Genomic DNA, 25973 nt, shown 5'->3' on the forward strand with positions numbered 1-25973 from the left:
CCCCATGCGCAGCCCCGTACTCCTCGTCATCGCCCACGGCAGCCGCGACCCGCGGCACGCCGCGACCGTGCACGCCCTCGTACGGCGGGTACGGGCGATGCGCCCCGGGCTGCGCGTGGAGACCGGCTTCCTGGACTTCAACATCCCGTCCGTGCAAGGGGTACTGGAGTCGCTGGCGGCGGAAGGCGTACGGGATGTCGTGGCCCTCCCGCTGCTCCTGACCCGCGCGTTCCACGCCAAGGCGGACATCCCGGCGGTGCTGCGGGAGGCCCCGCCGTCGTTGCGCATCCGCCAGGCGGAGGTCCTGGGGCCCTCGCCCCTGCTGCTGTCGGCCCTGGAACGCCGGCTGTACGAGGCGGGGCTGAGCCCCGCCGACAAGTCCTCGACCGGGGTCGTGCTGGCCTCGGCGGGGTCCACAGACCCGGAGGCGATCGCGGTGATCGCCGACATCGCGCGGGAGTGGTGGCACACCGGTTGGTGCGCCGTGCGACCCGCGTTCGCCTCCGCGTCCCTTCCCCGCACGGAGGACGCCGTACGGGAACTGCGCGCCCTCGGCTGCGCCCGTGTCGCCGTCGCGCCGTACGTCCTCGCGCCCGGTTTCCTCCCGGACCGCATCGCGCGGGGCGCGGCGGGGGCGGATGTCCTGGGCGAGGTGCTGGGGGCGACGCCGGAAGTGGCACGGCTGCTGCTGCGCAGGTACGACGAGGCGTCCACGAAGGCGCTGCCTCGGACGAGGGTGGGCGTGAGCGCCTGAGCGCCGGTGTTCCTCGGCCGGCGCGAAGGGCCGGTGTTCCTCGGCCGGCGCGAAGGGCCCGTTGTCAGGCACCCGGCTTCGGGTCCCGGCCACTCGACGCCAGGGCCCTGTCGAAGACCGGCGCGTCGGCCGCTATCGGCACCGGGGCCGCGAAACCGTCGTACTGGCGGTAGAGGTCGCCGTGGGTCTCCACGACGGTGAGGACGAACTGGGCAGCCGGCTCCGAGATGTGGAAGGGCCGGCCGGTGGCGGTGGCGACGTCCCAGCCGTGGACGGCCATCTCTTTGATGATCATGCCGGCGAGGTCGGCGGCCGGGAGCGGCCCCATGCCGAGGTCGATCTCGCCGTCCCAGAGCGCCGGATCGGCCCAGGCGGTGACCGCGCGGTCGAGTTGGGCGGTGTACGCGTCGGCCCAGTCCGGGTCGGCGGTGAAGTCGCGCTTCGTCAGCTCCTCGGGGAGGGGCTTGCGCAGGGCCCGGTGTTCGAGGCCGTGCGAGGTGTAGAGGACCCAGTGGTTGACCAGGGCACGGACGTCCCAGTCGGGGCAGTGGGTGGACAGGGTGAGCTGTTCCGCCGTGACGCCCCGTGCGACACGGGACGCCTCGGCGGCGCATTCGGCCATGTAGGAGTGGTGCGGGTGCGTGTCGTGGTTGTTCATGCCCCTCACGCTAGGGACGGCGCGCTCAGTCCTCTTGAACAAACGCGACAGCGTCGTCCGCCAGCCGCAGCAGCTTCGCCACCGGCAGCGAACCGGCCTCCCTGCGCTCGCGGGCGAACGTGTTCGCGAGCCGCTGCAACAGGTCGTTGAGCGGGGTCGGCACCCCGTGCAGGCGCCCGAGCAGGGCGATCTCGCCGTTGAGGTGGTCGGCCTCGATGGTGCCGGTGCCCCGGGTGAGGGACTGCCACGACGAGCCGCCGCCGCGCGGTGCGCCCTCCAGGGGGACCAGGGTGATCTTGTCGCCCCGGGTCCTCCTCTGCTCCTCGGCGCTCGCGTACGCGATCCCGGCGGCGTCGAGGACCCGCTCGCCCTCCTCCCGCACCCTGGCGTACAGCGCCTTGGCCGCGTCGTCGGTGACCGGGCCGCTCACCGCCTCCAGGGCGTTGCCCAGGTTGGCCAGCAGTTTGGCGTACTGCCAGCGCTGTACGTCCGGTACGACCGGGGCCTCGAACCGGGAGTCCTCCAGGTCGGCGGCGATGCGGTGGGCCGTCTCGTCGGTGCCGTGGGGGTAGCGGCCGAGGTGCAGCATGCCAGTGAGCGGGGTGCCGGCGGCCGACACGACGCCGGGCTCGATGAAGGTGGAGGGCAGCCAGACGCAGACGCCGTACACCCGGTGGAAGCGGCGGAGGGCGAGGCGCTGGCTCTCGACGCCGTTCTGGGCGCAGATCACGGGGAGGCGTTCCGCCGCGGTGCCGCCGCCGGTCACCGGGGTGGGGCCCCAGGTGGTGAGGGCCGCCTCGGTGTCCTGGGTCTTCACGGCGAGGAGGAGCACGTCGTCGGGGCGGAGGTCGCCGAGGGCGGCGGGGCCGTCGATCGTGGGGAGGTGATGGGTGCGGGGGCCGTCCGGGGTGATGAGGCGGAGGCCGTGGTCGCGCAGGGCCGTGTAGTGGGCGCCGCGGGCCACCAGGACCACCTCGTGGCCGGCCTGGGCCAGGCGTCCGCCGATGGCGCCGCCCACGGCGCCCGCGCCGATGACGATGTATCGCATGGGGGTCATTTAAACGTGCGCCCACGAGCTCGGGGGCAACGGAGGTGTGGTGGCCGCCGGTTCGTCGTGGTGAACCGCGCGGTTCCCCGCGCCTCTTACGGGGCCCGGGTCAGTTCCGCCACTTTCACCACCGTGTTCCAGTTCCGGGTCGTCGCCACCAGGCCCTTCAGCAGGCGTGGCCTCGACAACGCCTCCGCCAGTTTGGAGCGGCCCAGGCCCTCGGGGGCGTACAGGTAGAGCGCCCGGTCTCCGATCCTGAACTCCTCCGGCAGGAAGGCCTGTTGGTCGATCGACTCGAAGCGGGTCGCGTCCACGCTCTCCGAGAGGTACGTGACGTGGAGCTGTTTCCCCTCCAACTCCCCTGCCGGGAACGGGCAGGCCTCGCGAACGGCCTCCAGGTACGCGTGGTCGCGTACCAGGACGTCGACGGAGAACCCGAAGTGGTTCTCGATGGCGGCGGTGATCTCGGCGGCGAGGGAGTCCTCGTCCCCGTGGTCGCCGGTGAAGACCGCGTTGCCGCTCTGGAGGTAGGTGGCCACACCGGTGTGGCCCAGGCCGGTCAGGAGGGTGCGGAGGTCGGCCATCGGGACCTTCCTGCTGCCGCCCACGTTGATCCCGCGCAGGAGTGCCGCGTACGTCGTCATGGGGTCACGATAAGCACGGCCGGGCGCGCTCAGCCTGAGGTGCGGCCCCTAGAAGCCGGGACAGGTGTAGGGGGCCGCTGTCCTCCGTGGTGGTGAGACGGCGAGGTCCGAGCGGAGGACTCGTGGGCGCGAAGGTTCACCGGGCAGCACGACGAGGTGGGTTTATCCGGCTCATACCTTCGAAACGAAAGGTGGCGGCAGGGGGTCGCCATCGCTCACGAGGGGGCTGCCCGTCATGGGGAACGGAGACGTACGGGTGCGGGGAATCTCCGCCCGCGCCGGCGGCTGGAGCGCCCGGCACCGATGGGCGGCCGTCGGCATCTGGGTGCTGTTCGTGGTGCTGACGATGGGGATCGGCTCGGCGGTGGGCCAGGTCGACGTCGAGGGAAGCGACGGGCTCAAGGGCGAGACCAGTACGGCCGCCCGGATCGTCGAGGACGCGGGGATCGAGGAGCCGGCCGGGGAGACCGTGCTGATCCAGGCGAAGGGCGAGGGGATCACGGTGACGGATGCCGGGTTCCGTGCCGCCGTCGCCGATGTCATGAAGGCCGTCGAGGGCACCTCCTCCCGGCGGTGATGGCCCTGCTCGGCGAGCGCAACTGGTACCTGCCGAGGTGGCTGAACCGCCTTCCGGACCTCACCCACGACGAGTCGCCGGAGCCGGCACCGCTGCCGGCCGGGGAGGAGGAGCGGATACGGGTCTGACCGGGCCCTGGGTTGCGGTGTGGGCCGTGGTGGTGACTCCACCCCGGCCCCGTTCGCTCCGTGTCCGCGCCCGTCGGCTCAGGCCGCCTCGGCCACGTGGCCCCGGTCGAAGGAGTCGAGGGTGCGGGTGAAGTCGCGGGTCGACAGCAGCAGCTTGTAGACGATGGCCAGTTCGAAGACGAGCAGCAGGGCGCCGGAGAGGAGGGTCGCCGCCATCACCGAGTCGAGGAACGGGCCGATCATGAAGACGCCCATCTGGAACTCGATGCCGCTGATCAGATGGGGCCGGACGCGGTGGCGCAGCAGGAACGACCGTACGCGCAGATAGGCGGGGAAGCGGCGGCGGAACTCCTGGTGCAGGTCGACGACCTGGGCCTGCGGCGCGGCCTGGGTGACCTCGGCGGCGGCCGTGCGCAGGTCCTGCTCGATGTCGGCCTCGGGGTTGTCGCGCAGCAGGTCCTCCATGAAGGCGAGTTCCCGCTCGTTCTCGGCGCGGCGGGCCTCGCGGAGCCGGGCCTTGATCTGTTTGCGCATGGTGTGCCGGACCTTGAAGGTCTCCAGGGAGTTGATGTAGCGCAGCGCGTCGCAGCCGATGACGGCGGCGGCGAGCCAGATGTAGAAGGTCTCGCCCGTGCGGTGGTACTGCCCGGCCATCAGCGCCACCGAACAGGCCGCCACCCGGACGCGGTCGAAGACGAAGTCCAGCCAGGCGCCGAACACGGAGCCCTGACCGGTGAGCCGGGCGACCTTGCCGTCCATGCAGTCGAGGATGAAGCTCAGGTGGTAGACGACGGCGCCGGCGATCAGCCAGCGCCAGTCGCCCAGCGCGAAGAAGGCGGCCGAGACGAGGCCCAGCAGGAAGGCGCCCCAGGTCAGCTGGTTGGGTGTGATCCTCGTGTACTTCGCGGTGAGCCGCACCAGTGGTGTGGCGACCGGGTCGACGAGCAGCACGGTCCACCAGGCGTCCCGCTTCTTCTGCGTGACGCGGCGCACTTCCGCGAGGTCGGGTATGTCTTGGCGCATGGGGCGGCTTCCTGGCGTTCGAAGGGAGTTCACGCTCAGCTTGGAAGCCGTTCACCTGAGGTACAAGAAGTGTCGAACGCAACCTTTCGCAGGGGGTAACGGTCGAACCAGGTCATAGAGTCGATGGCTTTTCCCCGCGACCCGAGCGTTGTCCGAACGTCATGTCAGCTCCGCCTCGATGAGGTCGGCGGCCTGCCGGGTGCCGCCCTCCCCCGCCATCTCCCGCTGGATCTCCTGGAGTCGGCGTGCCACGTCGGGGTCGCCGACGAGGGCGAGGACCGCCTCGCGCAGGGTCTCGGCCGTCGCCTCCTCCATGGGCAGATGACGGGCGACACCGAGCGCCTCAAGCATGTCGGCGTTGCCGAACTGGTCGACGGCCTGCGGCACGGCGACCATGGGCGTGGCGGTGGCGAGCCCTTCCTGGCTGCCGCCGGCCCCCGCGTGGGTGATGAACGCGTCGGCCTGCTTGAGGACGGCGAGCTGTGGCACCCAGTCCCGCACCTCCACGTTGGCCGGGATCTCGCCCAGCTCCGCCGGATCGACGTGCCTGCCGACCTGGAGCACCATGTGCCAGCCGGGCAGATCGCCGAAGGCCTTCACACACGCGCGGTAGAAGTCGGGCTGCTTGGTGAAGGACGACCCGAGCGAGACGAGGAGGACCTTGTCCGCGTCCGCCGGCCGCCGCCAGTCGCCCTGCGCCGAGCGGTCGCCCTGACAGGCGCCGACGAAGGTGTAGCGGCTCTCGTCGACCCGGTCGGCGTTCGGCTGGAGCGCCTTCGGGATGAGGACGAGGGAACGGGCGGGACGGCCGACGAACGGGTCGGGGTGCTCGGTGATGCCGTTCTCCGCCAGCCAGGCCTGGAAGCGGGCGTAGTACGCCTTGCCGCGTTCCGTCTGCTTCGGCTCGGCCCACATGGGTTCGGCGACCTCTTCCTCGTAGCCGTCCCAGGCGACCAGGTTCGGGGAGAGCGAGATGGCCTTGACGCCCCAGCGGTGGGCGAGGACGGCCGCCGGGTACGCGGTGATGTCGTGCAGCACGAGGTCCGGCTCGTCGCCCTCGTACGCCTCGATGAGCTGGGGAAGGGCCTGGATCGCGTCGGCCAGGAAGGGCTCCACGTTGTCGAGGAGCGTGCTCCCCCAGGCCTCGGGGTCGGCGTCGGGGCCGGGCAGCGTCGAGCGCCAGAGCTTCGGCTCGGCACCGGTCTCGGCCACCTTCTCGGCGAAGGCCGGCGGAATCGCGTACGTGACGCGATGCCCGCGGGCGACCAGTTCCCGGATCACTTCGAGGCTCGGGTTCACGTGGCCGTGGGCGGCGATGGAGAACATGGCGATGTGGGAGGTCATGGCGGCGACCTTACGCGAGACGAGACGTCTCGTGCAACTCGCTTGCCGCACCCATGACACCGGATGCCGTATAACCGTTCGGGCGCGGTCGCATGAAGGTGAAGCACGGGGGGACGATGAGCGGGGACGTGGATCAGGACGCGGTGCTGCGGGCCAGGAACGTGCTGCTGGGCTCCGGCAGACCGACACCGCGGGAGGAGGTCGAGGCGTGCCGGGTGCTGGCCCGGGTGAGCCCGGCGACCTATCTGCCCCGGCTGTCGCGGGCCCTGCTGAATCTCGGCCACGGCGACGTCTTCGACGAACTGCCGCAGGCCCGGCTGGCCTTGTTCGAGGAGGCGGCTCAGGCCGCGTACGCGCTGGACGCGTCCGATCCGATGCGCACGGAGGTGCTGCTCAGCGCACTGGACAGCCTCCAGCGCCACCTGTTCGTCATCGGCCGGCGTGCCGAGGGACTGGCGCTGCGCGAGGAGATGGCGGAGATCGGCCGTGGCAACCTGGAGGACGGTCCGGGCGGTCCGGCGTGGTCCGCGCTGGAGCTGTGGGCGCGGGCCCTGGCCGAGGAGGGCCGGCACCGTGAGGCCGCCGCGCTGCACGAGGAGATCGTCCGGCATGAGCGGCCGTACGGGCCGCGGGGCGGAGGCACCGCCTGGGCCGTGCTCGAATGGATGGCCGAGGCGGAGGCGGCCGGGCTGCGGGATGCGGCCGAGGCCGCCGCGCGGGAGCTGGTCGAGAGGGAGCGGAGCGAACTCTCCGCCCGGGGGACAACCCGGTCCCTGTTGCTCTTCGCCCTGCTCCGGCTCGCGGAACTACTGGACGGGTACGGGGAGTTCGAGGCCGCCTCCGCCGCGTACGACGAGGTCGGGGAGCTGCTGGCCGAGTTCGCCGCGAGCGGTGACCGTAGCCCGGGTGCGTATCTGTACTCGTACTGGGCGGTCCTGTTCGGGCTCTCCGGCCGTGCCCCGGAACTGCCGGCGCCCGGCCGTTCCGCCCCGGCCTTCGGCGCGGAGATCGGGGAGACGACGCCCGATGTCCGGGAGCGCTACTTCGCCGGACTGCCCGCGCTGCGCGCCGCCGTGGACGCGCCGGGTCCGGACACGGATCTCACCGAGCGCGTCCGGGCGCACCGTCGGCTGACCGTCCGGTCCGCACTGCACGCTGTGCACCGGCGCGGCTATCTCTTCCTGGAGCCCGTGCTGCCGCTGTTCGACGAGGGTGTGGCGCTGGCCCGCAGGCTGTACGCCGAGGACGCGGCGGCCGGCACCGCACCGCTCGCCCGAGCGCTGTTCGACCGGGCGAGCGCTCTGACGGCGGGTCAGCGGTTCGCCGAGGCGCACCCCGACTTCCAGGAGGCCCTGGCCATGCGCGCCGCTCAGCGCTGATAGCGGGCCAGCACCAGGTTGCCGTCCTCCTCCAGGCGTTCGCGCAGTTCGTCGAGGTCGATGGCGCCGCTGTAGTACTCCTGGAAGGCGGGGGTGGCGACCTTGTCCTTCCACTCCGGGTAGCCGCGCACGGACTGAGCGGGGGCGGAGCGCAGGTGCGCGGCGAGGGCGGTGCCGGTGGCCCAGTCGTGCTCGGTCGTGCGCAGGGCCGGGTCCTTGAGCGCCTCGCTGCCGGTGGGGAGCATCCAGTCACCGAGGGCGAGGCGGACCATGTTGTCGGGGCGGAGGAGGAAGTCGATGAACTCGGCGGCCTCCTTCTTGTGCGGGCTGTCCTCGGCGACGGAGAGGGTCTGCGGGCTGACGCCCTGGGTGAGACCGTCGGCGCCGGCCGGGGCGGGCAGCACCTGCCAGTCGAAGCCCTCGGGGGCCTGCTGGACGATCTGCTGACGGTAGGAGAAGCCGAGCGGGACCATGGCGTACTTGCCGCCGAAGAAGCCGGGCAGCGTGTCGGAGCCGCCCATGCCGAGGGTGGTGCTCGACGCGCTCTCGTCGGTGTTCACCTCGTCGTGCACGGTCTTCGGCACGACCGCGTCGGCCGCCTCGAAGCGGACCTCGACCTTGCCGTCCTCGTCCCGGTGAAACAGCTGTCCGCCGGCCGACAGGGAGAGGTTGAGCGTCGCCGACACCGGGTCCTTCAGCGGCCAGGCGACGCCGTACCTGCCGTTGCCGGTCAGTTCCCCGGCGATCGCCCGGAACTCCTCCCAGCTCCACGGGTCCTCGGGGGTCGGAACGCGCACACCCGACTCCCGGAGCCATGTCGCGTTGGCGATCAGGACCCTGGGTTCCTGGAGGAACGGCACCCCGTAGATCCCGTCCCCGAAGGTCGTCGTCTCCCAACTGTGCCGCGGGATGTCCGAGGTGAGCCGCTCGGGCAGCAGCTCGCGCAGATCGGCGAGGTAGCCGCCGTAGGCGAAGTCCGCGAGGTCGTCGGAGGCGTCGTGGATGATGTCCGGTGCCTCACCGCCCTCGAAGGAGGTGAGCAGCTGGTCGTGGACGCTCTCCCACGTCCCCTGCACATACTCGACCTCGACGCCGGGATGCGCGGCGTTCCACTCCTCCACCAGCTCCTTGTTGACCGCGACCGACTCCTCCTGCCAGGCCAGGGACTGGAAGCGGAGGGTGATACGGCCGTCGTCGGAGGAGCCCTTGTCGCCGGTGCAGCCGGTGGCGAGAAGACACAGCAGCAGCACCGCCGTCAGCCATCGTGCGCGCATCAGCTCTTCACCGCCCCGGCGAGCATGCCGCCCGTGATCCGTTTCTGGATGACCGCGAAGACGACCAGGGAGGGCAGCGTCGCGAGGAAGGCCGCGGCGGCCAGTGGGCCGAGGTCGGCCACGCCCTCCGCGCCGATGAAGTGGGTGAGGACGACCGGCAGGGTCTGTTTCTCCGGGGTCTTGAGCAGGACGAGCGCGAAGAAGAACTCGTTCCACGCGGTGATGAACGCGAACAGCGCCGTCGCCACGATGCCCGGCGCCAGCAGCGGGGCCGTCACCGACACCAGCGTCCGCAGCCTCCCGGCCCCGTCGACCGCCGCCGCCTCCTCCAGCTCGGCGGGCACTGCCCGTACGTAGCCGACGAGCATCCACAGCGCGAACGGCAGCGCCCACACCACGTACACCATGATCAGTCCGGGCACGGAGTTGATCAGCCGGAGGTTCTTCAGCACCAGGAAGAGCGGAATGATCACCAGCACGAACGGGAACGCCTGGCTGACCACCACCCAGCCGGTCGCCAGCCGCGACAGCGTCGTACGGTGCCGGGCCATGACGTACGCCATCGGGATCGCGATCAGTACGGCGACGACGGCCGCGCCGAGCGCCGCGACCAGCGAGTTCAGCGCGGCCTGAAGCAGGGGCTGTTCGTCGAAGGCCTGCCGGAAGTTGGCGAGGGTCGGGTTCTGAGGGATCCAGGTGGGATGCAGACTGCCCAGCTCGCGGGCCGGTTTGAAGGCGGTGGAAACCAGCCAGAGGAAGGGGAACGCGAGGAAGACGAGATACGCGAGGAGGGCCACGTACTGGCCGGTGCGGGCTGCCCTGCTGGTCCTCATGCCTCACCGCCCCGCCGCAGCCGGCCGACCAGATGGAAGGCGAGGATGATCGAGATCACCGCGACCATCACACATCCCATCGCCGCCGCGTACCCGAACTGCCCGTAGCGGAAGGCCTCCTCGTACGCGAAGAGCATCGGCAGGCGGGTGCGGCCGCCGGGGCCGCCGTTGGTCAGGACGTAGACCAGGGCGAAGGAGTTGAAGTTCCAGATCAGGTTGAGCGCCGAAATCGCGAGGGCGACGGGCCTGATGGCGGGCCAGGTGACCGTGCGGAAGCGGCGCCAGGCGCCCGCGCCGTCCATCGCGGCGGCCTCGTGCAGTTCGCGCGGGGTGTTCTGCAGGCCGGCGAGCAGGGCGACGGTGGTCTGGGGCATGCCCGCCCAGACGCCGACCACTATGACGGCGGGCAGCGCGGTGGCCAGTCCGCTCAGCCAGTCGCGGCCGTCGCCGAGGCCCAGGTCGCGGAGGGTCTCGTTGAGGATGCCTGCGTCCGGGTTGTAGACCAGCCGCCACATGATGCCGACGACCACCTCGGGCATCGCCCACGGGATGATCGCGAGCGCCCGCGCCAGCCAGCGCAGCCGTAACCGCTGGTTGAGGAGCAGCGCGAGTCCGAGGGCGAGCAGGAACTGCGGCACGGTCACCCCGACGGCCCACAGCAGGCCGATGCGGAACGAGTCCCAGAAGAGGGTGTCGTGCAGCAGGTCCTGGAAGTTGAGCGTGCCGATCCACCGGGTGGGCTCGGTGCGGCCGGACTGCGCGTCGGTGAACGCGAGCGCGATCCCGTACAGGAGTGGTCCGACGCTCAGCACCAGGATGGGGATCAGCGCGGGCAGCACCAGGAACCAGGCGCCGTGGTCGAGGAGGCGCCGCTCCTTGTCCCGCGCCGGGGTGCGCCGCTTCGCCGGTCGTGGGCGCTTCGGCGTCGCGGTCGCCAAGGTCATGCCCGTCATGGTGCTGAGGACGTGAAAGGGCGTCAAGGCACCGCGCACAGGGCCCGACCTGTGCGAATGCGAGACTGGCCCCTGAATGGCGTGAACCTGACGTCCCGAGGGGGAGCGTCAGCCGTACGGACACGGAGGCCAAGGATGGACGAGGCACAGGCGCGGGACGTACTGGTCGCCGCCGGTGTGCTGCCCGGTGCGGCCGGCGAGGCGCAGCTGCTCGCCCTCGGTGAGAACGCGGTGTTCGCCGCCGGTGACCTGGTGGTCAGGGTGGGCCGCGCCGCCGAACTCCTGGACCGGGCCCGCCGCGAACTGGCCGTCGCGGCCTGGCTCGCCGAGGCGGGCGTTCCCGCCGTGCGGGCCGCCGAGTCCGAGGCGCTGCTCGTCGAGGGGCACCCGGTGACCGTGTGGCACCGCCTGCCCGACCCCGTACGTCCCGCCGGCCCCCGTGATTTGGCCGAACTCCTTCGACTGGTCCACGCCCTGCCCGCCCCTCCCTTCCCACTGCCCCGCCGTGAGCTGCTGGGCGGTGTGGAGCGCTGGCTGCGGCTCGCCGGTGACGCGATCGACCCGGCGGACGCGGACTACCTCCGTGAACGCCGCGACGGTTTCACGGCGGCCGCGGCCGCCCTCGTCCCGCACCTGCCGCCGGGGGCCCTCCACGGCGACGCGCTGCCCCGCAATGTGTATGTCGGCCCCGACGGCCCGATCCTGGTCGACCTGGAGACCTTCTCGAGCGACCTGCGTGAACACGACCTCGTCGTCATGGCCCTCTCCCACGACCGCTACGGGCTGCCCACGGAGGACTACGACGTCTTCACGGCCACATACGGCTGGGACGTGCGGGAGTGGGACGGCTGCTCCGTGCTGCGGGGTGCCCGTGAGACGGCCAGCTGCGCCTGGGTCGCCCAGCACGCGCCCAGCAACCCCAAGGCACTGGCCGAGTTCGAACGCCGCGTCGCCTCGCTGCGCGACGGTGACGAGACGGTCCGCTGGTACCCGTTCTGAGAGGGGCCTGGTCTAGGGCCCGAGTATGAGCGCCACTTCGTCGATCTCGGCGTCGCGGGCCAGGGCGAAGCCCCGGTCGTGGCCGGTGACGACGAAGCCGCACTTCTCCAGGACACGGATCGAGCCGGTGTTGTCGGCGGCGGCGTAGGCGTACAGCGGCCGGGTGGGGACGAGGTCGGTCAGGGCCGTGAGGGCGGCGGTGGCGACGCCCCGGCCCCAGTGGGCGCGGTCGATCCAGTAGGTGACCTCGCGTTCGTCCGGCGGGCCGAAGACCGCGATGCAGCCGACGGCCTCGCCGTCGGCGACCACCGTGCGGTTCAGCACCTCGGAGTCGGCGCGGAGCTTCGCCCAGTGGCTGTCGAAGAGCGCCCGGTCGTAGTGGTACGCCCCGGTGAAGGCGGCGATCCGCTGTGCCTCGGGATCGGAGAAGTGCCGCCAGAAGAACGGCAGGTCACTGTCACGTACTTCGCGGAGGGAGATTCCGGCGGCCGTCATACCGTCTCGTCCTCCAACTCGCGCAGGGGCCAGATCGCGTCCACGACCGCTTCCGGGTTGCCCTTGCGGCGGAGGAAGGACTGGAAGTCGGCGGCCCACTCGGCATACCAGTCGATCTGGCGGCGGTGCAGCTCGGCCGGGCCGAGGGCGGCGACCTTCGGGTGGCGCTGGGCTATCGCGCGGGCGAGGCGGGCGGCGGCGAGGGCGTCGGCGGAGGCGTCGTGCGCGGCGTCGAGCGGGACGCCGTACTCGGCGCAGACCGCTTCGAGGTTGCGCTTGCCCCGGCGGTAGCGGTCGACGGAGCGGTCGATCGTGTACGGGTCGACGACCGGCGCCGGGTCGATGCCGCCGAGCCGGTCACGCAGGGACGGCAGGCCGTGCCGGCGCAGCTCGGCGGAGAGGAGGGTGAGGTCGAAGGCCGCGTTGTACGCCACGACCGGGACGCCCGTCTTCCAGTAGGAGACGAGGACGTCGGCGATGGCGTCGGCGACCTGGTCGGCCGGTCTGCCCTCGGCCGTCGCGCGGGCGTTGGTGATGCCGTGCACCGCCACCGCCTCCTCCGGGATCTCCATGCCCGGGTCGGCGAGCCATTCCCGGTGCCCGACCGGCTCCCCGTCCCTGACCTCGATCACCGCGCCCGTGACGATGCGCGCCTCGCGCGGGTCCGTCCCGGTGGTCTCCAGGTCGAAGCCGATCAGCAGCTGCCGGTGCCAACCCATGCTGGCCCCCCTTCTTGGTGGTGCGTTCCCCCAGTGGTCTCCACCCTCCCATGGGCCACTGACAATCCGAGGACCGCATTCCGCTTGGCGGCCCGCCACCGAGGCCGGGCAGTCCTCATGACACGGGCCGGGAGTCCGCCCACGCCACTTCGAACTCCTCGCGGTATGTATCGAAAAGCCCGACTTCGCCGTTCTCGTCGGCCTTGAGGACGCGGTTGCCGCCGCGCAGGACAAGCACCGGCGCCTCCATGCCCCGGGCACGCCGCAGATAGGTCTGGACGACCGCGACACCGTCCGAGCCGTCGCCGTCGACCAGATACGCGGTGAACCGGGGGGTCTCGTCGAAGACCTGGATCTCGAAGGCGCCGGGGTCGCGCAGCCGGGAGCGGACCCGGCGCATATGGAGGATGTTCATCTCCACGGCCCGGCTCAACTCGCCGCGTTTTATGCCGAGTTCGCGCTCGCGTCGCTTCACCGCGCTGGACGCGGGGTTGAGGAAGAGCAGCCGCACCCGGCAGCCCGACTCGGCGAGCCGCATCAGCCGCCGCCCCGAGAAGTTCTGCACGAGCAGGTTCAGGCCTATGCCGATGGCGTCGAGGCGGCGGGCGCCGGCGAAGAGGTCCTCGGCGGGGAACTGCCGCAGCAGCCGTACCCGGTCGGGGTGGACGCCGACCACGTCCGCGTACCGGTCGCCGACCAGGTCCTCGACCGCGTCGACGGGCAGCCGGCGCGCGGACGGCACGTCACTGCCCGCGCCCAGGATCTCCAGCAGCTTCGCCGAGGCACGCTCGGCCTGCGCGAGGACCGCCTCGGACAGGGCCCGGTTGCGGGAGACGACGTTCCGGGTGACCTCCAGCTCGTCCAGGGCCAGTTCCACGTCGCGCCGCTCGTCGATGTACGGCTCGAAGCAGGGCCAGTGCTGCACCATCAGCTCACGCAGCTGGGGCAGGGTGAGGAAGCTGAGCACGTTGTCGTCGGCGGGGTCGAGCAGATAGCCCTTGCGGCGGCTGACCTCGCGTACCGCGACGGCGCGCTGGACCCACTCCTGTCCGGCGGGTCCGGCGGCGGCGACCACCCAGTCGTCGCCGTGGACGGGCTCGTAGATGGGGCGCAGCACGGCGGCCACCACGGCGCGCAGCCGCTGTTCGACGAGGTTCAGCCAGATGTAGGCACGGCCGGCCCGCTGGGCGCGCGTACGCACTTCGAGCCAGGCGTCGGCGTTCCAGTCCAGTTCCGGGCCGATGGACCCCATCTCCATCGGCCGTGCCAGGGACACCGCGCCGGGTGGGACATCTGTGGAGTTCCCCTCGTGACCCGCGTCGTCCGCGTCACCAGGAGGCAACTCCAGCCCTCCCGAGCCCACCCACGCACCGCCTTCCGCTCCCCCGAGCTCACCCCTACTCAACGATCAAGGAAGGGTACTCCGGTAGCGCCCGGCGATGCAGCCCGATGGACAGGTCGTTTCTCAACCTCCGCAGGTGACTTGGCCGTTCCGGCCGGTGACCGCGTCGGGAGTGAGCTGATTCATAGCGGTCGGGCCGAGGTGACCGACACTGGCGGCCCCCGGCACGTCAGGATGTGCCCTGCAGTGGGCAGGAGGGACGTATGTCCTAGGAGGTTCCATCAGTTTGGGGGAGACTCCACCCGGAGTCGCCCCCAGGGGCGCGCGACAACTGGAAGAGTCGTATCCATGCAGGTCTGGCCTGGACAGGCGTATCCGCTCGGCGCCACCTACGACGGCGCCGGTACCAACTTCGCGGTCTTCTCGGAGGCCGCGCATCGAGTAGAGCTGTGTCTGCTGGACGACGACGGCTCCGAGACGGCGGTGGAACTGCGCGAGACGGACGCGTTCGTACGGCACGCGTATCTGCCCGGCGTGATGCCCGGGCAGCGGTACGGCTTCCGTGTGCACGGCCCGTACGCGCCCGAGCGCGGGCTGCGCTGCAACTCGGCGAAGCTGCTCCTCGATCCGTACGCGCGTGCGATCAGCGGCTCCGTGAAGTGGGGCGAGGAGGTGTACGGCTATCACTTCGGTGCGCCCGACAAGCGCAACGATCTCGACTCGGCGCCCCACATGATGACGTCGGTGGTGGTCAACCCGTACTTCGACTGGGGCGACGACCGGCGGCCCCGCACCGAGTACCACCACACGGTGATCTACGAGGCCCATGTCAAGGGCCTCACCATGCGGCATCCGGGGCTGCCCGAGGAGCTGCGCGGCACGTACGCGGCGCTCGCCCACCCGGCGATCATCGAGCATCTGACCGAACTGGGTGTCACGGCGCTGGAGCTGATGCCCGTACACCAGTTCGTGAACGACCATCGTCTGGCCGACATGGGCCTCAGCAACTACTGGGGCTACAACACGATCGGTTTCTTCGCCCCGCACAACGCGTACGCCTCCTGGGGCGACCGGGGGCAGCAGGTGCTGGAGTTCAAGTCGGCGGTGCGGGCGCTGCACGAGGCCGGGATCGAGGTCATCCTCGACGTGGTCTACAACCACACCGCCGAGGGCAACCACCTGGGTCCGACGCTGTCGTTCAAGGGCCTCGACAACCCGTCGTACTACCGGCTGACGGATGATCCCCGCTACTACATGGACACGACCGGGACCGGGAACTCCCTGCTCATGCGGTCCCCGCACGTGCTCCAACTGATCATGGACTCGTTGCGGTACTGGGTCACCGAGATGCATGTGGACGGGTTCCGCTTCGACCTCGCGGCGACGCTGGCCCGGCAGTTCCACGAGGTGGACCGGCTGTCGTCGTTCTTCGACCTCGTCCAGCAGGATCCCGTGGTCTCCCAGGTGAAACTGATCGCCGAGCCCTGGGACGTCGGCGAGGGCGGGTACCAGGTGGGGAACTTCCCGCCGCTGTGGACCGAGTGGAACGGAAAGTACCGGGACACGGTCCGGGACCTGTGGCGGGGCGAGCCGCGCACCCTCGCGGAGTTCGCCTCCCGGCTGACCGGCTCGTCCGATCTGTACCAGGACGACGGGCGGCGCCCGCTGGCCTCCATCAACTTCGTGACCTGCCACGACGGGTTCACGATGCGGGATCTCGTCTCCTACAACGGCAAGCACAACGACGCGAACGGCGAGGACAACCGGGACGGGGAGAGCCACAACCGTTCCTGGAACTGCGGGGCCGAGGGCGAGACCGACGACCCCGGGGTGCGGGCGCTGCGGGTCCGGCAGATGCGGAACTTCATCGCCACGCTGATGCTGTCGCAGGGCGTGCCGATGCTCAGCCACGGGGACGAGTTCGCGCGGACGCAGGGCGGCAACAACAACGCGTACTGCCAGGACAACGAGGTGTCCTGGGTGCCGTGGCCCTCCGGGGAGAGCGGCGGGGATTCCGGGGACGGTGACGTCTTCGGGGATCTGCTGGAGTTCACGCGGGCGATGGTGTGGCTGCGGAAGGACCATCCCGTGTTCCGGCGGCGGCGGTTCTTCCACGGGCGGCCGGTGGAGGGGACGCACGACGAGCTGTCGGACATCGCCTGGTTCACACCGGAGGGGCCGGAGATGACACAGCGGGACTGGGACTCGGCGCGGGCGGGAGCGGTGACCGTGTTCCTGAACGGGAACGCGATCTCCGAGCCGGGTTCGCGCGGCGAGCGGATCAGCGACGACTCGTTCCTGTTGATGGTCAACGCGTCGGCGGCGGCGCTGGAGTTCGTGGTGCCGGTCAATCATGGGCCGCAGTGGCAGATGGTGGTGGATACGGGTCGGGAGGACGCGATTCCGGTGGATGGGCCGAAGGTGGCGGCCGGAGAGCGGGTGACTCTGGTCGATCGGAGTCTGGCGGTGTTCAGGAGGCCGACCTAGTTCGCCGGATACAGGCGTCCTCGCGTGTCACGGTGCTCCAAATGTCGCGTGGCGGGTACGTAGGACTTCATGACCTCTGTCGTGCCTACCGCCACCTACCGGCTGCAGCTTCAGCCCTCGTTCCCGTTCGCCGCCGCCGTGGACGCCGTCCCCTACATCGCCTCCCTGGGCGTCTCCCATCTCCATCTCTCCCCCGTGCTGGAGGCCGTGCCGGGGTCCGCGCACGGCTACGACGTGGTCGATCACGGGCGGGTGCGGGGGGAGCTCGGGGGCGAGGAAGGGTTGCGGGCGCTGGCCCGGACCGCTCGGGAGCACGGGCTCGGGCTCGTCCTGGACATCGTGCCCAATCACATGGCCATGGCGCCTCGGCACAACCGGGCGCTGTGGGACGTCCTGCGGGAGGGGCCGGAGTCGGCGTACGCGCGGTGGTTCGACATCGACTGGGAGGCCCAGGGCGGTCGGGTGCTGTTGCCGGTGCTCGGGGGGCCGCTGGGGGCGGAGATCGAGCAGTTCGTGGTGGACGGGCGGGAGCTGCGCTACTACGAGCATGTGTTCCCCCTGCGGGAGGGCACCGAGAAGCTGCCGTTGCCGCAGCTGCTGGACGCGCAGTGGTACCGGCCCGTGTGGTGGCGACTGGCCCGTACGGAGCTGAACTACCGGCGGTTCTTCAGCATTTCGGAGCTCATCGGGGTGCGCGTGGAGGAGCCGGACGTCTTCGACGCCACGCACGCCAAGATCCTTCAGCTGCTGGAGGAGGGAGTCGTCGACGGGCTGCGCGTCGACCATCCCGACGGGCTCGCCGACCCCGACGCCTATCTGCGGCGGCTGCACGAGGCCACCGGTGGGCGGTGGACCGTCGTCGAGAAGATCCTGGCGGACGGGGAGGCGCTGCCCGCGGCCTGGCCGGTCGCGGGGACCACCGGCTATGACGCGCTGCGGCACGTCGACGGGCTGTTCACCGATCCGGCGGGAGCGGGTGAGCTGCTGGGGCAGTACCGGCGGTTCACGGCAGCGCAGTCCGACCGGGGCGGCGAGTGGGACCCGACCGTACGGCGGGCCGCGTACCGGGTGCTCACGCACGAGCTGGTCGCGGAGGTGGAGCGGCTCACGCGGGCGGCGCACCGGCTGTGTGAGCGCTCCCCCGATCCCGCCCTGCGCGACCACGCGCCGTGGGCGCTGCGCACCGCGCTGTGCGAGCTGCTCGCACGGATGGAGGTGTACCGCCCGTATGCCTCCCAGGACGCCTCCCTCGTCGTCACCGAGGAGGCGGCGGCCGAGGCGCGTGCCGTGTTCGTGGTGCCCGAGGAGGCCCGGTCGGTGGATGCCGTGCGGGATCTGGTGCTGGGTCGGGCCGGTGCCGGGCCGGAGCAGAGGGAGTTCCGGGCGCGGTTCGCGCAGACCTCGTCGGCGCTGCGGGCGAAGTCGGTGGAGGACACGGCGTTCTACCGCTATGTGCCGTTGCTGGCCGCCAACGAGGTGGGCGGGGATCCGGGCAGTCCGGCCGTGTCGCCGGAGGACTTCCACGCGTACTGCGCGCGGGTGCAGCGGGACTGGCCGGTCATGGGGACCGTGTTGTCGACGCACGACACCAAGCGCAGCGCGGATGTGCGGGCGGCGATCGCGGTGCTCGGGGAGTGCCCGCAGCGGTGGGCCGATGTGCTGGCGGAGGTGACGCGGGACGGTGCGGGGGTGCCGGACGCGCAGCTGGCGTGGGCGGCCTGGCAGACGGCGTTCGGGCTCGGGCCGGCGGAGGAGGAGCGGCTGCAGGGTGCGCTGCTGAAGCATGTGCGGGAGGCGGGGCTGTACACGTCCTGGACCGAGCAGAACCCGGAGTACGAGCGGGCGGTGGCGGAGTTCGTCGCGCTGGGGCCCGCCGTGGACACCCGTGTCGCCGCACTGCGGGAGGAACTGGAGCCGCATGTGCGGGCGAACGGTCTCGCGGCGGCCCTGGTGCAGCTGACGATGCCGGGGGTGCCGGACGTGTACCAGGGGACGGAGGACGAGTACCGGGCGTTGGTGGACCCGGACAACCGGCGGCCCTTCGCGCCGCGGGAGGGGACGTCCGACAGGTTCCGGGTGACCTCGGCCGCGCTGGGGCTGCGCCGGCGACGGCCGGAGGTGTTCGGGGACGCGGCGACCTACGTACCGCTCACGGCCGACGGGCCGGGGACCGGGCACTGTGTGGCCTTCGCGCGCTCCGGTCAGGTGGTCACGGCTGTCACACGGCTGTCGCTGCGGCTGGCGGAAGCCGGGGGCTGGGGGGACACGCGGCTGACGCTGCCGGAGGGACGGTGGGTCGATGTGCTCGGCGAGGGGCGGGAGTTCACGGGTGACGTGCGGGTGGCGGACCTCTTCGAGGCGCTGCCGGTCGCGCTGCTGGAGCGGGCCACCGGGTGACGGTGACGCGACCGCCGGGTAGCGGCGGCTCCCGTACCGGGTGACGGCGAATGCGACCGGGCGCCCCTGGGAGCCGCCCCTTACACGGAAGGACACTGGGCATGTCCCCCATTCGGCTCGGTCCGGTGGAGCGGATGCTGATGCCAGGTGGACTGGACGGGGGTGGGTCTCCTGTTGAAGCTCGGTTATCCCACGGTGGCGGAACTGGAGTCCTCGGCACGGGCCTTGACGGCCCGTCGGCCGGGGCTGTGCACGCTGCGGCGGATCGGTGTCTCACGTGGGGGCCGGCCGCTGCGGCTGCTGTCCGTGGGCCACGCCAGACGTGCGGTCCTGGTCGTCGCGGGCGCCCACGCGAACGAACCGGCCGGCGGCTCCACGGTGCTCGCGCTGGCCGAACGGGTCGCGCGGGAGCGGGAGTTACGGGCCGGTGTCTCCTGGCACTTCGTGCTCTGCGCGGACCCGGACGGGGCGAGCCTGCACACGCCTTTGGCGCCACGCACCCTCCTCGACTACCACCTGGGATTCTTCCGGCCGGCCGGTCCCGAGCAGCCGGAGTGGTCGCCGTCGGTGCTGGCGCCGGACCGGCTGCCGCCCGAGACGCGGGCCCTGCTGAGCGTGCTGGACGAGCTGCGGCCCTACCTCCAGGTGACCCTGCACGGCACCGATCTCGGCGGCAGCTGGGTGCAGTTGACGAAGGACCTGCCGGGGCTCGCCGAGCCGTTCGCCAAGTCCGCGGCCGAGCTGGGCATACCCGTGGAGAGGGGCGCCTCCGATGCCGCCGGCTGGCCCGTGTCCGGGCCCGGTGTGTTCGTCATGCCACGGCCCGGCAACCACGCCGCGTACCCGAGCATGCCGGACGACGCCCGGCACAGCACCTGGTACCACGCCCACCGGTACGGCGGTCTGACGGCGGTCGTCGAGGTGCCGATGTGGGCGAGCGACCTGGTGGACGACATCGCCCCGCACCCGGCCCCGGCGGCGGCGCTGCGGCATCTGGCGCGGCGGCTCCTCACGGACACGGGCCGGGTGGAGCGGGTCCTCGCCGAGGCGCTGCCCCGGCTGCCGGGTCCCGAGGGGCCGTTGCTGCGGGCCGCCCGGTGGGCGCTGGCCCTGGTGCCCGGGCTGGCGCGGGACTGGACCGACGGGCCGCCGCCGGACCTGTCGACGGCGTACGTCGGCAGTGTGGACGCGTTCGGGCGGCGGCTTCCGCTGCGGGCCGCGGCGATGCTGCGGCGGGTCCTGGTGGATGCCGACGACCCGGGGGCGCCCCTCCTAGAAGAGCTCGTCACCGAGTGGTGCGAGTCTTTCGCCGACCGGTTCCGTGCGCGGTGGGTGCCGGTGTGCGACCAGGTCGAGCATCAGGTGCGTACGGTGCTGGCGGCTGCCTTGTACGCGCGGCCGGACGGGGTGGGCTGAGGGCGCTACCGGGGCGCCCCGGTGTGTGGTGGGGCGGCTGCGGCTGCGTGGGGGCTGGTCGCGCGGTTCCCCGCGCCCCTTCCGGGGCGCCGGTCAGTCCGACAGGGCGAACACCGCTCCTGTCCGGGCCGTCATCACGCAGCCGTTCACGAACGTCTGCTCGTAGGTGACCGTTCGGCCGTTCCACCAGCCCTGTGCCGTGGCCCGGACGGGGGCGTAGATCTGGGTGCAGATGGCGTCCTTGTGGGGGATGCGGGTGATGTCGCCGTCGGCCCCGTGGAGTTCCGCGCAGGCCTCGCCGGCCCGGCCGTGGCCCTGGGGCGGGTCGCAGAGCAGGAGGGTGCCTCGGGTGTCGGAGGGGTGGGCGTCGCCCCGGGTGAGGGTGACGTAGAGCCAGTCTCCCTGGACGGCGGTCGCCGGGGCGGGGGCCGAGGCGCCGAGGGTGAGGAGCGCGAGGACGGCCAGCAGACCGGCGCGTACCGCGTGGGTGGGGTTCGTCATTCCCGGTGCATCGGCACGGCGGGCTCGGAACTCCATCCCGGCTCACCCGAATGGGAGTCGTGTGGGCGCCCGGCCGCCAGTTCGAACGCGGCGAGGACCACGCGGGCCTGGTACTCCGCCTGGCGGGCGACGGGGATCCAGCGCGCCCCGTAGCCGTCGCGGTAGTCGGCGCACCACTCGTCGACGAGCCGGTCCAGCTCGGGCAGCGCGCCCGCCGGGTCGTGTCCGGCGCGGGTCACCAACTGGTGCAGCAGGCCGGCGGTGCGCAGGGCGACCCGGCGGCCGGAGAGGGCGAGGGTGGTGAGCCGGGCGGTGTCGAGCGGGGGCAGCGGCCGGGCGGCGCCGTCGTGGACGTCGGGGTCCCAGGAGTCGGCGACGCCCGGAGCGACCAGGAGGTAGTCGTCGACCGGGGCGAGGAGCCGGGCGGCGTCCGGGCCGCCGCTCACCGAGGGGCGGATGCGGGTGAGGATGCCCTCCAGGAGTCGGGTGTCGCGGCGCAGGGTGCGGCTGACGGTGCGCAGGACGGCGTCGGCGTCGGGCGACGGGGAGGCGTCCTCGACGGCGGTGACGCCCCACATGGGGGCCTCGACGACGGCGGTGACCGTGCCGTGGCGGTGCGGGTGGTACCAGGTGGACTCGACCGCCGCCTCGGTGATGGCGGCGGCCAGATCGCCCCGGCGCGGGGGCGGGATGCGGTAGACGGCGGGGCCGAGGCAGGGCCAGTACAGGGTGTCGTACGGGCTCAGTTCGCGCGGGATACGGAGGCGGGCGGCGGTGTGGGCGACGCGCTGGACGAGGCCCGGCAGTTCACGGGTCAGTTCGACGAAGCCGCCGCCGACGTCGACGCCGTGCAGCGAGCACTGGAGGAAGGGCCGCAGTTCGTCCTGGAGGTCGAGCAGGGCGCGGGTCTCCGGCAGGGCGGCTCCGGCGGCGCCGTCGGGCAGCCACTCGGGCTGTTCCAGGAAGCCGGGGCGGAAGAAGCGCCGGAAGTAGTGGCCGAGGGTGTACGGGCCGGACAGCCAGCCCTCGTTGCGGCGGGAGCCGTCGGGGTCGAGGCTCAGCAGCAGGTTCCAGGTGGTGTCGGCGGCGTCGGTCAACCGGGGGTCGGCCAGGGCCCGTTCGGCGAGTCTGAGGACCGTGGCGCCGCCGACGGGTTCGTTGGCGTGCGGTCCGGCGACGATCAGGGTGTGGCGGCTGCCCCGTCCGACGGACAGCAGCCACATCGGTGTGCCCGCCCGTGAGGTGCCCACGCGGCGCAGCCGGGCGCGGTGCGGATGTCGGGCGGCGAGTGCCGCTGCGCGGGCGGACAACTCGTCCACAGTGGGGTAGCGGAGGAGTGGCGGCAGGGCACACCTCCACGGATGTGGTGTCGTCGGTTCACCTGGTGTGCATGGTGTAAGCACAGTGAGTCATGGCCGAGAAGGTACGTCAACACCTTGGAAGGGAAGGGCAGTTGAGAAACTCGCTGCGTAAATCCCAGGCCATAGCTTCGTGGTGGGGTCGATGGTGCGGTCACTCCGAGGAGAGACGGAACGTCATCCGGCCGAAACTCACCTGATCGCCGTCCTTCACGACGGCCGCACCGATCACCCGACGGCCGTTGACCGTGGTGCCGTTGGTGGAGCCGAGGTCGCGCAGGATCCACATGCCGCCCTGCCGGGTCAGCTCGGCGTGGACACGGGAGACCGTCTCGTGGCTGAGCCGGAGTCCGCTCGCGGGGTCGCGGCCGATGCGCAGGCCGTGGCCGCTCGCCGGGTGCGGCAGCTGGAGCTTGGGCAGCCGCTCGGCCTGCCAGGCCCGGCGCAGCTTCACGCCGAAGCCGGAGACCGCGCCGACGGTGCCGAGCACCAGCCGGGACCAGCGGTTCTCGGCGGGCAGGTCGGCGGTGAGGGCGGCGAGTTCGTCGGAGCGGCGGGCGATGAGCGCCAGCTCCATCCGCCGGATGAACGTGTCGTGCGACAGCCGGCCCAGCGCGACGCCGTCACGGAGCACCCTCAGCGCGCGGTCGCGCTCCGCGTCCGACAACCGCGCGGGGTACGTGTGGAACTCGAAGGACGACGTCACGCAGGTGATTGTCGGTCAGGGGGGCCGGAGGTGTCCAGACAACCCGTAAACGGTGACCATCCGCGGACATGCGGGAGGACAGGACGACTCGCGCGGCAAATGCACCGATCCGAGCGCGTGCCGGTCCCGTTTGCCGCACGATGGACGGGCAAGCCTCTGACTACCCAGGACCACGACCGGCAGCCGAGGGAGAACCGTTCCGTGCAGTTCGAGGTGTGGGCACCGCAGGCCGACCGACTGACACTCCACCGCGCGGGCGCCACGCACGCGATGGAGCGCGATCCGCGGCGGCCGGGATGGTGGACGGCCGAGGCGGACGCCTCGGACGGCACGCGGTACGGATTCGCCGTCGACGACGGCCCCGTACGGCCCGATCCGCGCTCGCGCCGCCAGCCGGACGGCCCCGACGGGCTGAGCGCGGTCGTCGACCACGGACGGTACGCGTGGCGCGCTCCGTGGACCGGGCGCGGGCTGCCGGGCGCGGTGCTCTACGAGCTGCACGTGGGCACGTACACCCCCGAGGGCACACTGGACGCGGCCGCCGGGCGTCTCCCCCACCTCGTCGAACTGGGCGTCACACACGTCGAGTTGATGCCGCTGTGCCCGTTCCCCGGGACGCACGGCTGGGGCTACGAGGGCGTCTGCCTGTGGGCCGTGCACGAGCCGTACGGCGGTCCCGAGGCGCTGAAGCGGTTCGTGGACGCGGCGCACGAGCTGGGTCTCGGGGTGGTGCTCGACGTCGTGCACAACCACCTCGGCCCCTCCGGCAACTATCTCCCCGTCTTCGGCCCCTACTTCACCGAGCGGCACCACACGCCCTGGGGCGCGGCCGTCAACCTGGACGCGCCCGGCTCGGACGAGGTGCGGGCGTACTTCCTGGGCAGTGCCCTGGCCTGGCTGCGCGACTACCGCCTCGACGGTCTGCGCCTGGACGCGGTCCACGCGCTCAGGGACACGCGGGCCCTGCACTTCCTGGAGGAGCTGTCCACAGCGGTGGACGCGCTCGCCGAGGAGGTGGACCGGCCGCTGTTCCTGATCGCCGAGTCGGACCTGAACGACCCGCGCCTGGTCACCCCGCGCGCCCAGGGCGGCCTGGGGCTGCACGCCCAGTGGAACGACGACTTCCACCACACCCTGCACACCACCCTGACCGGTGAGTCGCAGGGCTACTACGAGGACTTCGCACGCGCGGGCCTGGCCGGTCTGGCGAAGACGCTGACGGGCGGCTACTTCCACGACGGCACGTACTCGTCGTTCCGGGAGCGCCGCCACGGACGCCCCCTGGACCGTACGAGCGTGTCGGCGCACCGTCTGCTGGGCTACACCCAGACCCACGACCAGATCGGCAACCGCGCCCAGGGCGACCGCCTCGCCGCCTCCCTCTCCCCCGGTCTGCTGGCCTGCGCGGCCGCGCTCGTCCTCACGGGCCCCTTCACCCCCATGCTCTTCATGGGCGAGGAGTGGGCCGCCTCCACGCCCTGGCAGTTCTTCACCGACCACACCGATCCGGAACTCGCCGAGGCCGTACGGCGGGGGCGGCGCCGGGAGTTCGCGGCGCACGGCTGGGCCGAGGAGGACGTACCGGACCCGCAGGACCCCGCGACCCGCGACCGCTCGTGCCTCGACTGGTCCGAGCCGGCGCGTGAGCCCCACGCCCGGATGCTGGCCTGGTACCGCACCCTCATCACTCTCCGGCGCGCCTTCCCCGACCTCTCCGACCCCGACCTCTCCGACGTCAAGGTCGCGTTCGACGAGGAGGCGGGCTGGTTCGGCTTCCGGCGGGGGGATGTCCGGGTGGCGCTGAACCTCGGCAAGGAGACGGCCGCGATTCCGGTCGGGGTGCCGCATGCGCGCGTCCTGGCGTCCTGGGATCCGGTGGAGGCGCCGGGGGCGGACGGGGTGCTGACCCTGGGCGGGGAGTCGTGTGTGGTGCTGACGGTGGCGTGACTCTCAGCTACGCGAACGAGCGTCAGTCCTCGCCCCGCAGATCCGTCACCCTCTCCAGCAGGATCGCCTCCCACGTGCGCCGCAGGCGGTCCCGGAGGACCGGGAGAGGGGCGGACGCGCGGCCACGCAGGCCCTCCGACAGGGCGATGACCGTGTCGCAGCGGGCCAGCCAGAGGCCGCGCAGGCAGGGGCGGGCGCCGTAGCCCGCCAGGGTCGCGGCGCGGACGGCGGCCGGGGAGCCGACGGCCGTGGCGAGGCCGGCGATGTCCTCGGCGGGGTCGCCGACGACCGCGTCGGCCCAGCCGAGGACCCCCCGGACCCGCCCGTCGGCGCTGACGACGAGGTGGTCGCCCGTGAGCCCGTGGTGGACGAGGACCGCCGCCGGCGCGGCCAGTTGCGCGGCAGTCGCCGGCGTGAGCTGCCCGAGCCGGGCCGCATCGAACTCGTCGGCCTCGGCGAGGTGCCGTGCCGCGCGCCCCGCGGCCGTACGCAGCGTCTCCAGCGAGCGCGGCGCGAGCCGGGGCACCCCCAGCGTCTCGGCCTGCCGCGGCGGCACGTCGCGCAGCCCCGTGAGGAGTCCCGCCAGATCGTCCTCGCCCACGGCGGACACGTCGTGGGCCTCCGCCGTACCGCCCGGGAGTCTCGTGTCGAGCGTGTAGGTGAGGCCCCCGGCCCATTCGCCGTGGGCGACGCTCACCGGGACGGCGACGCCGAGGTGCGGGCGGACCAGGTCCCGCAGCCGCAGTTCACGCCGCTGCCGCCCGACGGCGTGCCGGTCGGGCGCGAGGCGCAGCACATGACGGTTGCCGACCCACCAGGTGCGGTGCGTCTCGTCCCCGGCGACGGGCCGTACGTCGGGTCCCTCGCCGCCGCGCCGGCCGTCCCCGTTCTTCAGCAGGGAACGGACCAGCCGGCGGACGCTGTCCGCGGTGGGTGTCGGTGCCTGGGTCATGGTCGCGCCGTCGTCCGGGGGTTCAGGGGAGCGGGGGTA

Annotated in this window: 22 protein-coding genes and 2 pseudogenes; 9 read left to right on the top strand and 15 right to left on the bottom strand. The window is 72.0% G+C overall.

Going from position 1 to position 25973, the window contains the following annotated elements; all coding sequences use genetic code 11:
• The first annotated feature begins 4 nt into the window (after nucleotides 1-4).
• The gene (locus ACWD26_RS26875; RefSeq protein WP_451274312.1) at nucleotides 5-754 is read left to right on the top strand and encodes a sirohydrochlorin chelatase; all 750 of its coding nucleotides are present in this window, start codon (nucleotides 5-7) and stop codon (nucleotides 752-754) included.
• Nucleotides 755-818: 64 nt separating this feature from the next.
• Here the strand turns inward: ACWD26_RS26875 and ACWD26_RS26880 are convergent, their stop codons facing one another.
• The 3 genes from ACWD26_RS26880 to ACWD26_RS26890 form a co-directional block, all read right to left on the bottom strand.
• Nucleotides 819-1412: a TIGR03086 family metal-binding protein gene (locus ACWD26_RS26880; RefSeq protein ID WP_451274314.1), complete on the bottom strand. Its 594-nt coding sequence runs from the start codon at nucleotides 1410-1412 to the stop codon at nucleotides 819-821.
• Nucleotides 1413-1437: 25 nt separating this feature from the next.
• Entirely contained in the window at nucleotides 1438-2460 is a 1023-nt protein-coding gene (locus ACWD26_RS26885) for a ketopantoate reductase family protein (RefSeq protein ID WP_451274316.1), read from the bottom strand.
• A gap of 95 nt (nucleotides 2461-2555) precedes the next feature.
• Nucleotides 2556-3104, bottom strand: coding sequence for a DUF1697 domain-containing protein (locus tag ACWD26_RS26890; protein ID WP_451274318.1), 549 nt, complete (start codon nucleotides 3102-3104; stop codon nucleotides 2556-2558).
• A gap of 235 nt (nucleotides 3105-3339) precedes the next feature.
• Between ACWD26_RS26890 and ACWD26_RS26895 the strand changes: the two are divergent.
• Both ACWD26_RS26895 and ACWD26_RS26900 read left to right on the top strand, forming a co-directional pair.
• Nucleotides 3340-3666 (top strand): annotated as a pseudogene (locus tag ACWD26_RS26895) (hypothetical protein); the annotation flags it as partial.
• 11 nt (nucleotides 3667-3677) lie between these two features.
• Entirely contained in the window at nucleotides 3678-3809 is a 132-nt protein-coding gene (locus ACWD26_RS26900) for a hypothetical protein (RefSeq protein WP_451274320.1), read from the top strand.
• A gap of 78 nt (nucleotides 3810-3887) precedes the next feature.
• Here the strand turns inward: ACWD26_RS26900 and ACWD26_RS26905 are convergent, their stop codons facing one another.
• Complete coding sequence (locus tag ACWD26_RS26905; protein ID WP_451274322.1) at nucleotides 3888-4832, bottom strand: CDP-alcohol phosphatidyltransferase family protein; 945 nt, start codon at nucleotides 4830-4832, stop codon at nucleotides 3888-3890.
• A gap of 159 nt (nucleotides 4833-4991) precedes the next feature.
• A pseudogene (gene mgt, locus ACWD26_RS26910) lies at nucleotides 4992-6231 on the bottom strand (macrolide-inactivating glycosyltransferase).
• Between the two features lie 61 nt (nucleotides 6232-6292).
• Between mgt and ACWD26_RS26915 the strand changes: the two are divergent.
• Nucleotides 6293-7555 (top strand): hypothetical protein, encoded by a 1263-nt coding sequence (locus ACWD26_RS26915; RefSeq protein ID WP_451274324.1) that lies wholly within the window; start codon nucleotides 6293-6295, stop codon nucleotides 7553-7555.
• On the opposite strand, the gene ACWD26_RS26920 is transcribed toward ACWD26_RS26915, so the two are convergent.
• The 3 genes from ACWD26_RS26920 to ACWD26_RS26930 are packed head-to-tail and all read right to left on the bottom strand — an operon-like array spanning nucleotide 7546 to nucleotide 10606.
• On the bottom strand, nucleotides 7546-8829 hold the full coding sequence (locus ACWD26_RS26920; protein WP_451274326.1) for an ABC transporter substrate-binding protein: 1284 nt from the start codon (nucleotides 8827-8829) through the stop codon (nucleotides 7546-7548). The two genes, ACWD26_RS26915 and ACWD26_RS26920, sit on opposite strands and share 10 nt — an antisense overlap.
• The gene (locus tag ACWD26_RS26925; protein WP_451274328.1) at nucleotides 8829-9662 is read right to left on the bottom strand and encodes a carbohydrate ABC transporter permease; all 834 of its coding nucleotides are present in this window, start codon (nucleotides 9660-9662) and stop codon (nucleotides 8829-8831) included. Before ACWD26_RS26925 ends, ACWD26_RS26920 begins: the two co-directional genes overlap by 1 nt.
• Entirely contained in the window at nucleotides 9659-10606 is a 948-nt protein-coding gene (locus ACWD26_RS26930; protein WP_451274330.1) for a carbohydrate ABC transporter permease, read from the bottom strand. The genes ACWD26_RS26925 and ACWD26_RS26930 overlap by 4 nt, the downstream gene beginning before the upstream one ends.
• A 144-nt stretch (nucleotides 10607-10750) precedes the next feature.
• Between ACWD26_RS26930 and ACWD26_RS26935 the strand changes: the two genes are divergently transcribed.
• Nucleotides 10751-11614 carry a phosphotransferase enzyme family protein gene (locus tag ACWD26_RS26935; protein WP_451274332.1) on the top strand — a complete coding sequence of 288 codons (864 nt, stop codon included), beginning with the start codon at nucleotides 10751-10753 and terminating at the stop codon, nucleotides 11612-11614.
• 12 nt (nucleotides 11615-11626) lie between these two features.
• On the opposite strand, the gene ACWD26_RS26940 is transcribed toward ACWD26_RS26935, so the two are convergent.
• The 3 genes from ACWD26_RS26940 to ACWD26_RS26950 form a co-directional block, all read right to left on the bottom strand.
• Nucleotides 11627-12109: a GNAT family N-acetyltransferase gene (locus tag ACWD26_RS26940; protein WP_451274334.1), complete on the bottom strand. Its 483-nt coding sequence runs from the start codon at nucleotides 12107-12109 to the stop codon at nucleotides 11627-11629.
• Nucleotides 12106-12828, bottom strand: a complete 723-nt coding sequence (locus ACWD26_RS26945; protein WP_451274336.1) for an exonuclease domain-containing protein — start codon at nucleotides 12826-12828, stop codon at nucleotides 12106-12108. The genes ACWD26_RS26940 and ACWD26_RS26945 overlap by 4 nt, the downstream gene beginning before the upstream one ends.
• Before the next feature lie 115 nt (nucleotides 12829-12943).
• Nucleotides 12944-14191: an SAV2148 family HEPN domain-containing protein gene (locus ACWD26_RS26950; protein ID WP_451274338.1), complete on the bottom strand. Its 1248-nt coding sequence runs from the start codon at nucleotides 14189-14191 to the stop codon at nucleotides 12944-12946.
• 327 nt (nucleotides 14192-14518) lie between these two features.
• On the opposite strand from ACWD26_RS26950, the gene glgX reads away from it, so the two are divergent.
• The 3 genes from glgX to ACWD26_RS26965 all read left to right on the top strand — a co-directional run bounded on the left by glgX (nucleotide 14519) and on the right by ACWD26_RS26965 (nucleotide 20470).
• Nucleotides 14519-16657, top strand: a complete 2139-nt coding sequence (glgX, locus tag ACWD26_RS26955; protein WP_451274340.1) for a glycogen debranching protein GlgX — start codon at nucleotides 14519-14521, stop codon at nucleotides 16655-16657.
• A gap of 69 nt (nucleotides 16658-16726) precedes the next feature.
• Nucleotides 16727-19054 (top strand): malto-oligosyltrehalose synthase, encoded by a 2328-nt coding sequence (treY, locus tag ACWD26_RS26960; protein WP_451274342.1) that lies wholly within the window; start codon nucleotides 16727-16729, stop codon nucleotides 19052-19054.
• 162 nt (nucleotides 19055-19216) lie between these two features.
• A complete protein-coding gene (locus ACWD26_RS26965; protein WP_451274504.1) occupies nucleotides 19217-20470 on the top strand; it encodes a M14 family zinc carboxypeptidase in 1254 nt (417 codons plus the stop codon).
• 93 nt (nucleotides 20471-20563) lie between these two features.
• Here ACWD26_RS26965 and ACWD26_RS26970 read toward each other — a convergent pair whose 3' ends face one another.
• The 3 genes from ACWD26_RS26970 to ACWD26_RS26980 all read right to left on the bottom strand — a co-directional run bounded on the left by ACWD26_RS26970 (nucleotide 20564) and on the right by ACWD26_RS26980 (nucleotide 23035).
• Nucleotides 20564-20971, bottom strand: a complete 408-nt coding sequence (locus ACWD26_RS26970; RefSeq protein ID WP_451274344.1) for an SSI family serine proteinase inhibitor — start codon at nucleotides 20969-20971, stop codon at nucleotides 20564-20566.
• Nucleotides 20968-22281, bottom strand: a complete 1314-nt coding sequence (locus ACWD26_RS26975; protein ID WP_451274346.1) for a M14 family zinc carboxypeptidase — start codon at nucleotides 22279-22281, stop codon at nucleotides 20968-20970. Before ACWD26_RS26975 ends, ACWD26_RS26970 begins: the two co-directional genes overlap by 4 nt.
• Nucleotides 22282-22483: 202 nt before the next feature.
• Nucleotides 22484-23035 (bottom strand): FHA domain-containing protein, encoded by a 552-nt coding sequence (locus ACWD26_RS26980; protein WP_451274348.1) that lies wholly within the window; start codon nucleotides 23033-23035, stop codon nucleotides 22484-22486.
• A 201-nt stretch (nucleotides 23036-23236) separates the two neighbouring features.
• Between ACWD26_RS26980 and treZ the strand changes: the two genes are divergently transcribed.
• Nucleotides 23237-24982: a malto-oligosyltrehalose trehalohydrolase gene (treZ, locus tag ACWD26_RS26985; protein WP_451274350.1), complete on the top strand. Its 1746-nt coding sequence runs from the start codon at nucleotides 23237-23239 to the stop codon at nucleotides 24980-24982.
• Between the two features lie 22 nt (nucleotides 24983-25004).
• Here the strand turns inward: treZ and ACWD26_RS26990 are convergent, their stop codons facing one another.
• The gene (locus ACWD26_RS26990) at nucleotides 25005-25934 is read right to left on the bottom strand and encodes an aminoglycoside phosphotransferase family protein (RefSeq protein WP_451274352.1); all 930 of its coding nucleotides are present in this window, start codon (nucleotides 25932-25934) and stop codon (nucleotides 25005-25007) included.
• Between the last annotated feature and the right edge of the window lie 39 nt (nucleotides 25935-25973).

The organism is Streptomyces sp. NPDC002787 (assembly GCF_053592095.1).

Bases quoted from the DNA above. Each gene is read 5' to 3' on its own strand.
- ACWD26_RS26905 (WP_451274322.1), bottom strand. From the start codon at position 4,832: ATGCGCCAAGACATACCCGACCTCGCGGAAGTGCGCCGCGTCACGCAG.
- ACWD26_RS26875 (WP_451274312.1), top strand. From the start codon at position 5: ATGCGCAGCCCCGTACTCCTCGTCATCGCCCACGGCAGCCGCGACCCG.
- ACWD26_RS26890 (WP_451274318.1), bottom strand. From the start codon at position 3,104: ATGACGACGTACGCGGCACTCCTGCGCGGGATCAACGTGGGCGGCAGC.
- ACWD26_RS26885 (WP_451274316.1), bottom strand. From the start codon at position 2,460: ATGCGATACATCGTCATCGGCGCGGGCGCCGTGGGCGGCGCCATCGGC.
- ACWD26_RS26990 (WP_451274352.1), bottom strand. From the start codon at position 25,934: ATGACCCAGGCACCGACACCCACCGCGGACAGCGTCCGCCGGCTGGTC.
- ACWD26_RS26915 (WP_451274324.1), top strand. From the start codon at position 6,293: ATGAGCGGGGACGTGGATCAGGACGCGGTGCTGCGGGCCAGGAACGTG.
- treY (WP_451274342.1), top strand. From the start codon at position 16,727: ATGACCTCTGTCGTGCCTACCGCCACCTACCGGCTGCAGCTTCAGCCC.
- ACWD26_RS26945 (WP_451274336.1), bottom strand. From the start codon at position 12,828: ATGGGTTGGCACCGGCAGCTGCTGATCGGCTTCGACCTGGAGACCACC.
- ACWD26_RS26940 (WP_451274334.1), bottom strand. From the start codon at position 12,109: ATGACGGCCGCCGGAATCTCCCTCCGCGAAGTACGTGACAGTGACCTG.
- ACWD26_RS26930 (WP_451274330.1), bottom strand. From the start codon at position 10,606: ATGACCTTGGCGACCGCGACGCCGAAGCGCCCACGACCGGCGAAGCGG.
- ACWD26_RS26925 (WP_451274328.1), bottom strand. From the start codon at position 9,662: ATGAGGACCAGCAGGGCAGCCCGCACCGGCCAGTACGTGGCCCTCCTC.
- glgX (WP_451274340.1), top strand. From the start codon at position 14,519: ATGCAGGTCTGGCCTGGACAGGCGTATCCGCTCGGCGCCACCTACGAC.
- ACWD26_RS26920 (WP_451274326.1), bottom strand. From the start codon at position 8,829: ATGCGCGCACGATGGCTGACGGCGGTGCTGCTGCTGTGTCTTCTCGCC.
- ACWD26_RS26970 (WP_451274344.1), bottom strand. From the start codon at position 20,971: ATGACGAACCCCACCCACGCGGTACGCGCCGGTCTGCTGGCCGTCCTC.
- ACWD26_RS26880 (WP_451274314.1), bottom strand. From the start codon at position 1,412: ATGAACAACCACGACACGCACCCGCACCACTCCTACATGGCCGAATGC.
- ACWD26_RS26935 (WP_451274332.1), top strand. From the start codon at position 10,751: ATGGACGAGGCACAGGCGCGGGACGTACTGGTCGCCGCCGGTGTGCTG.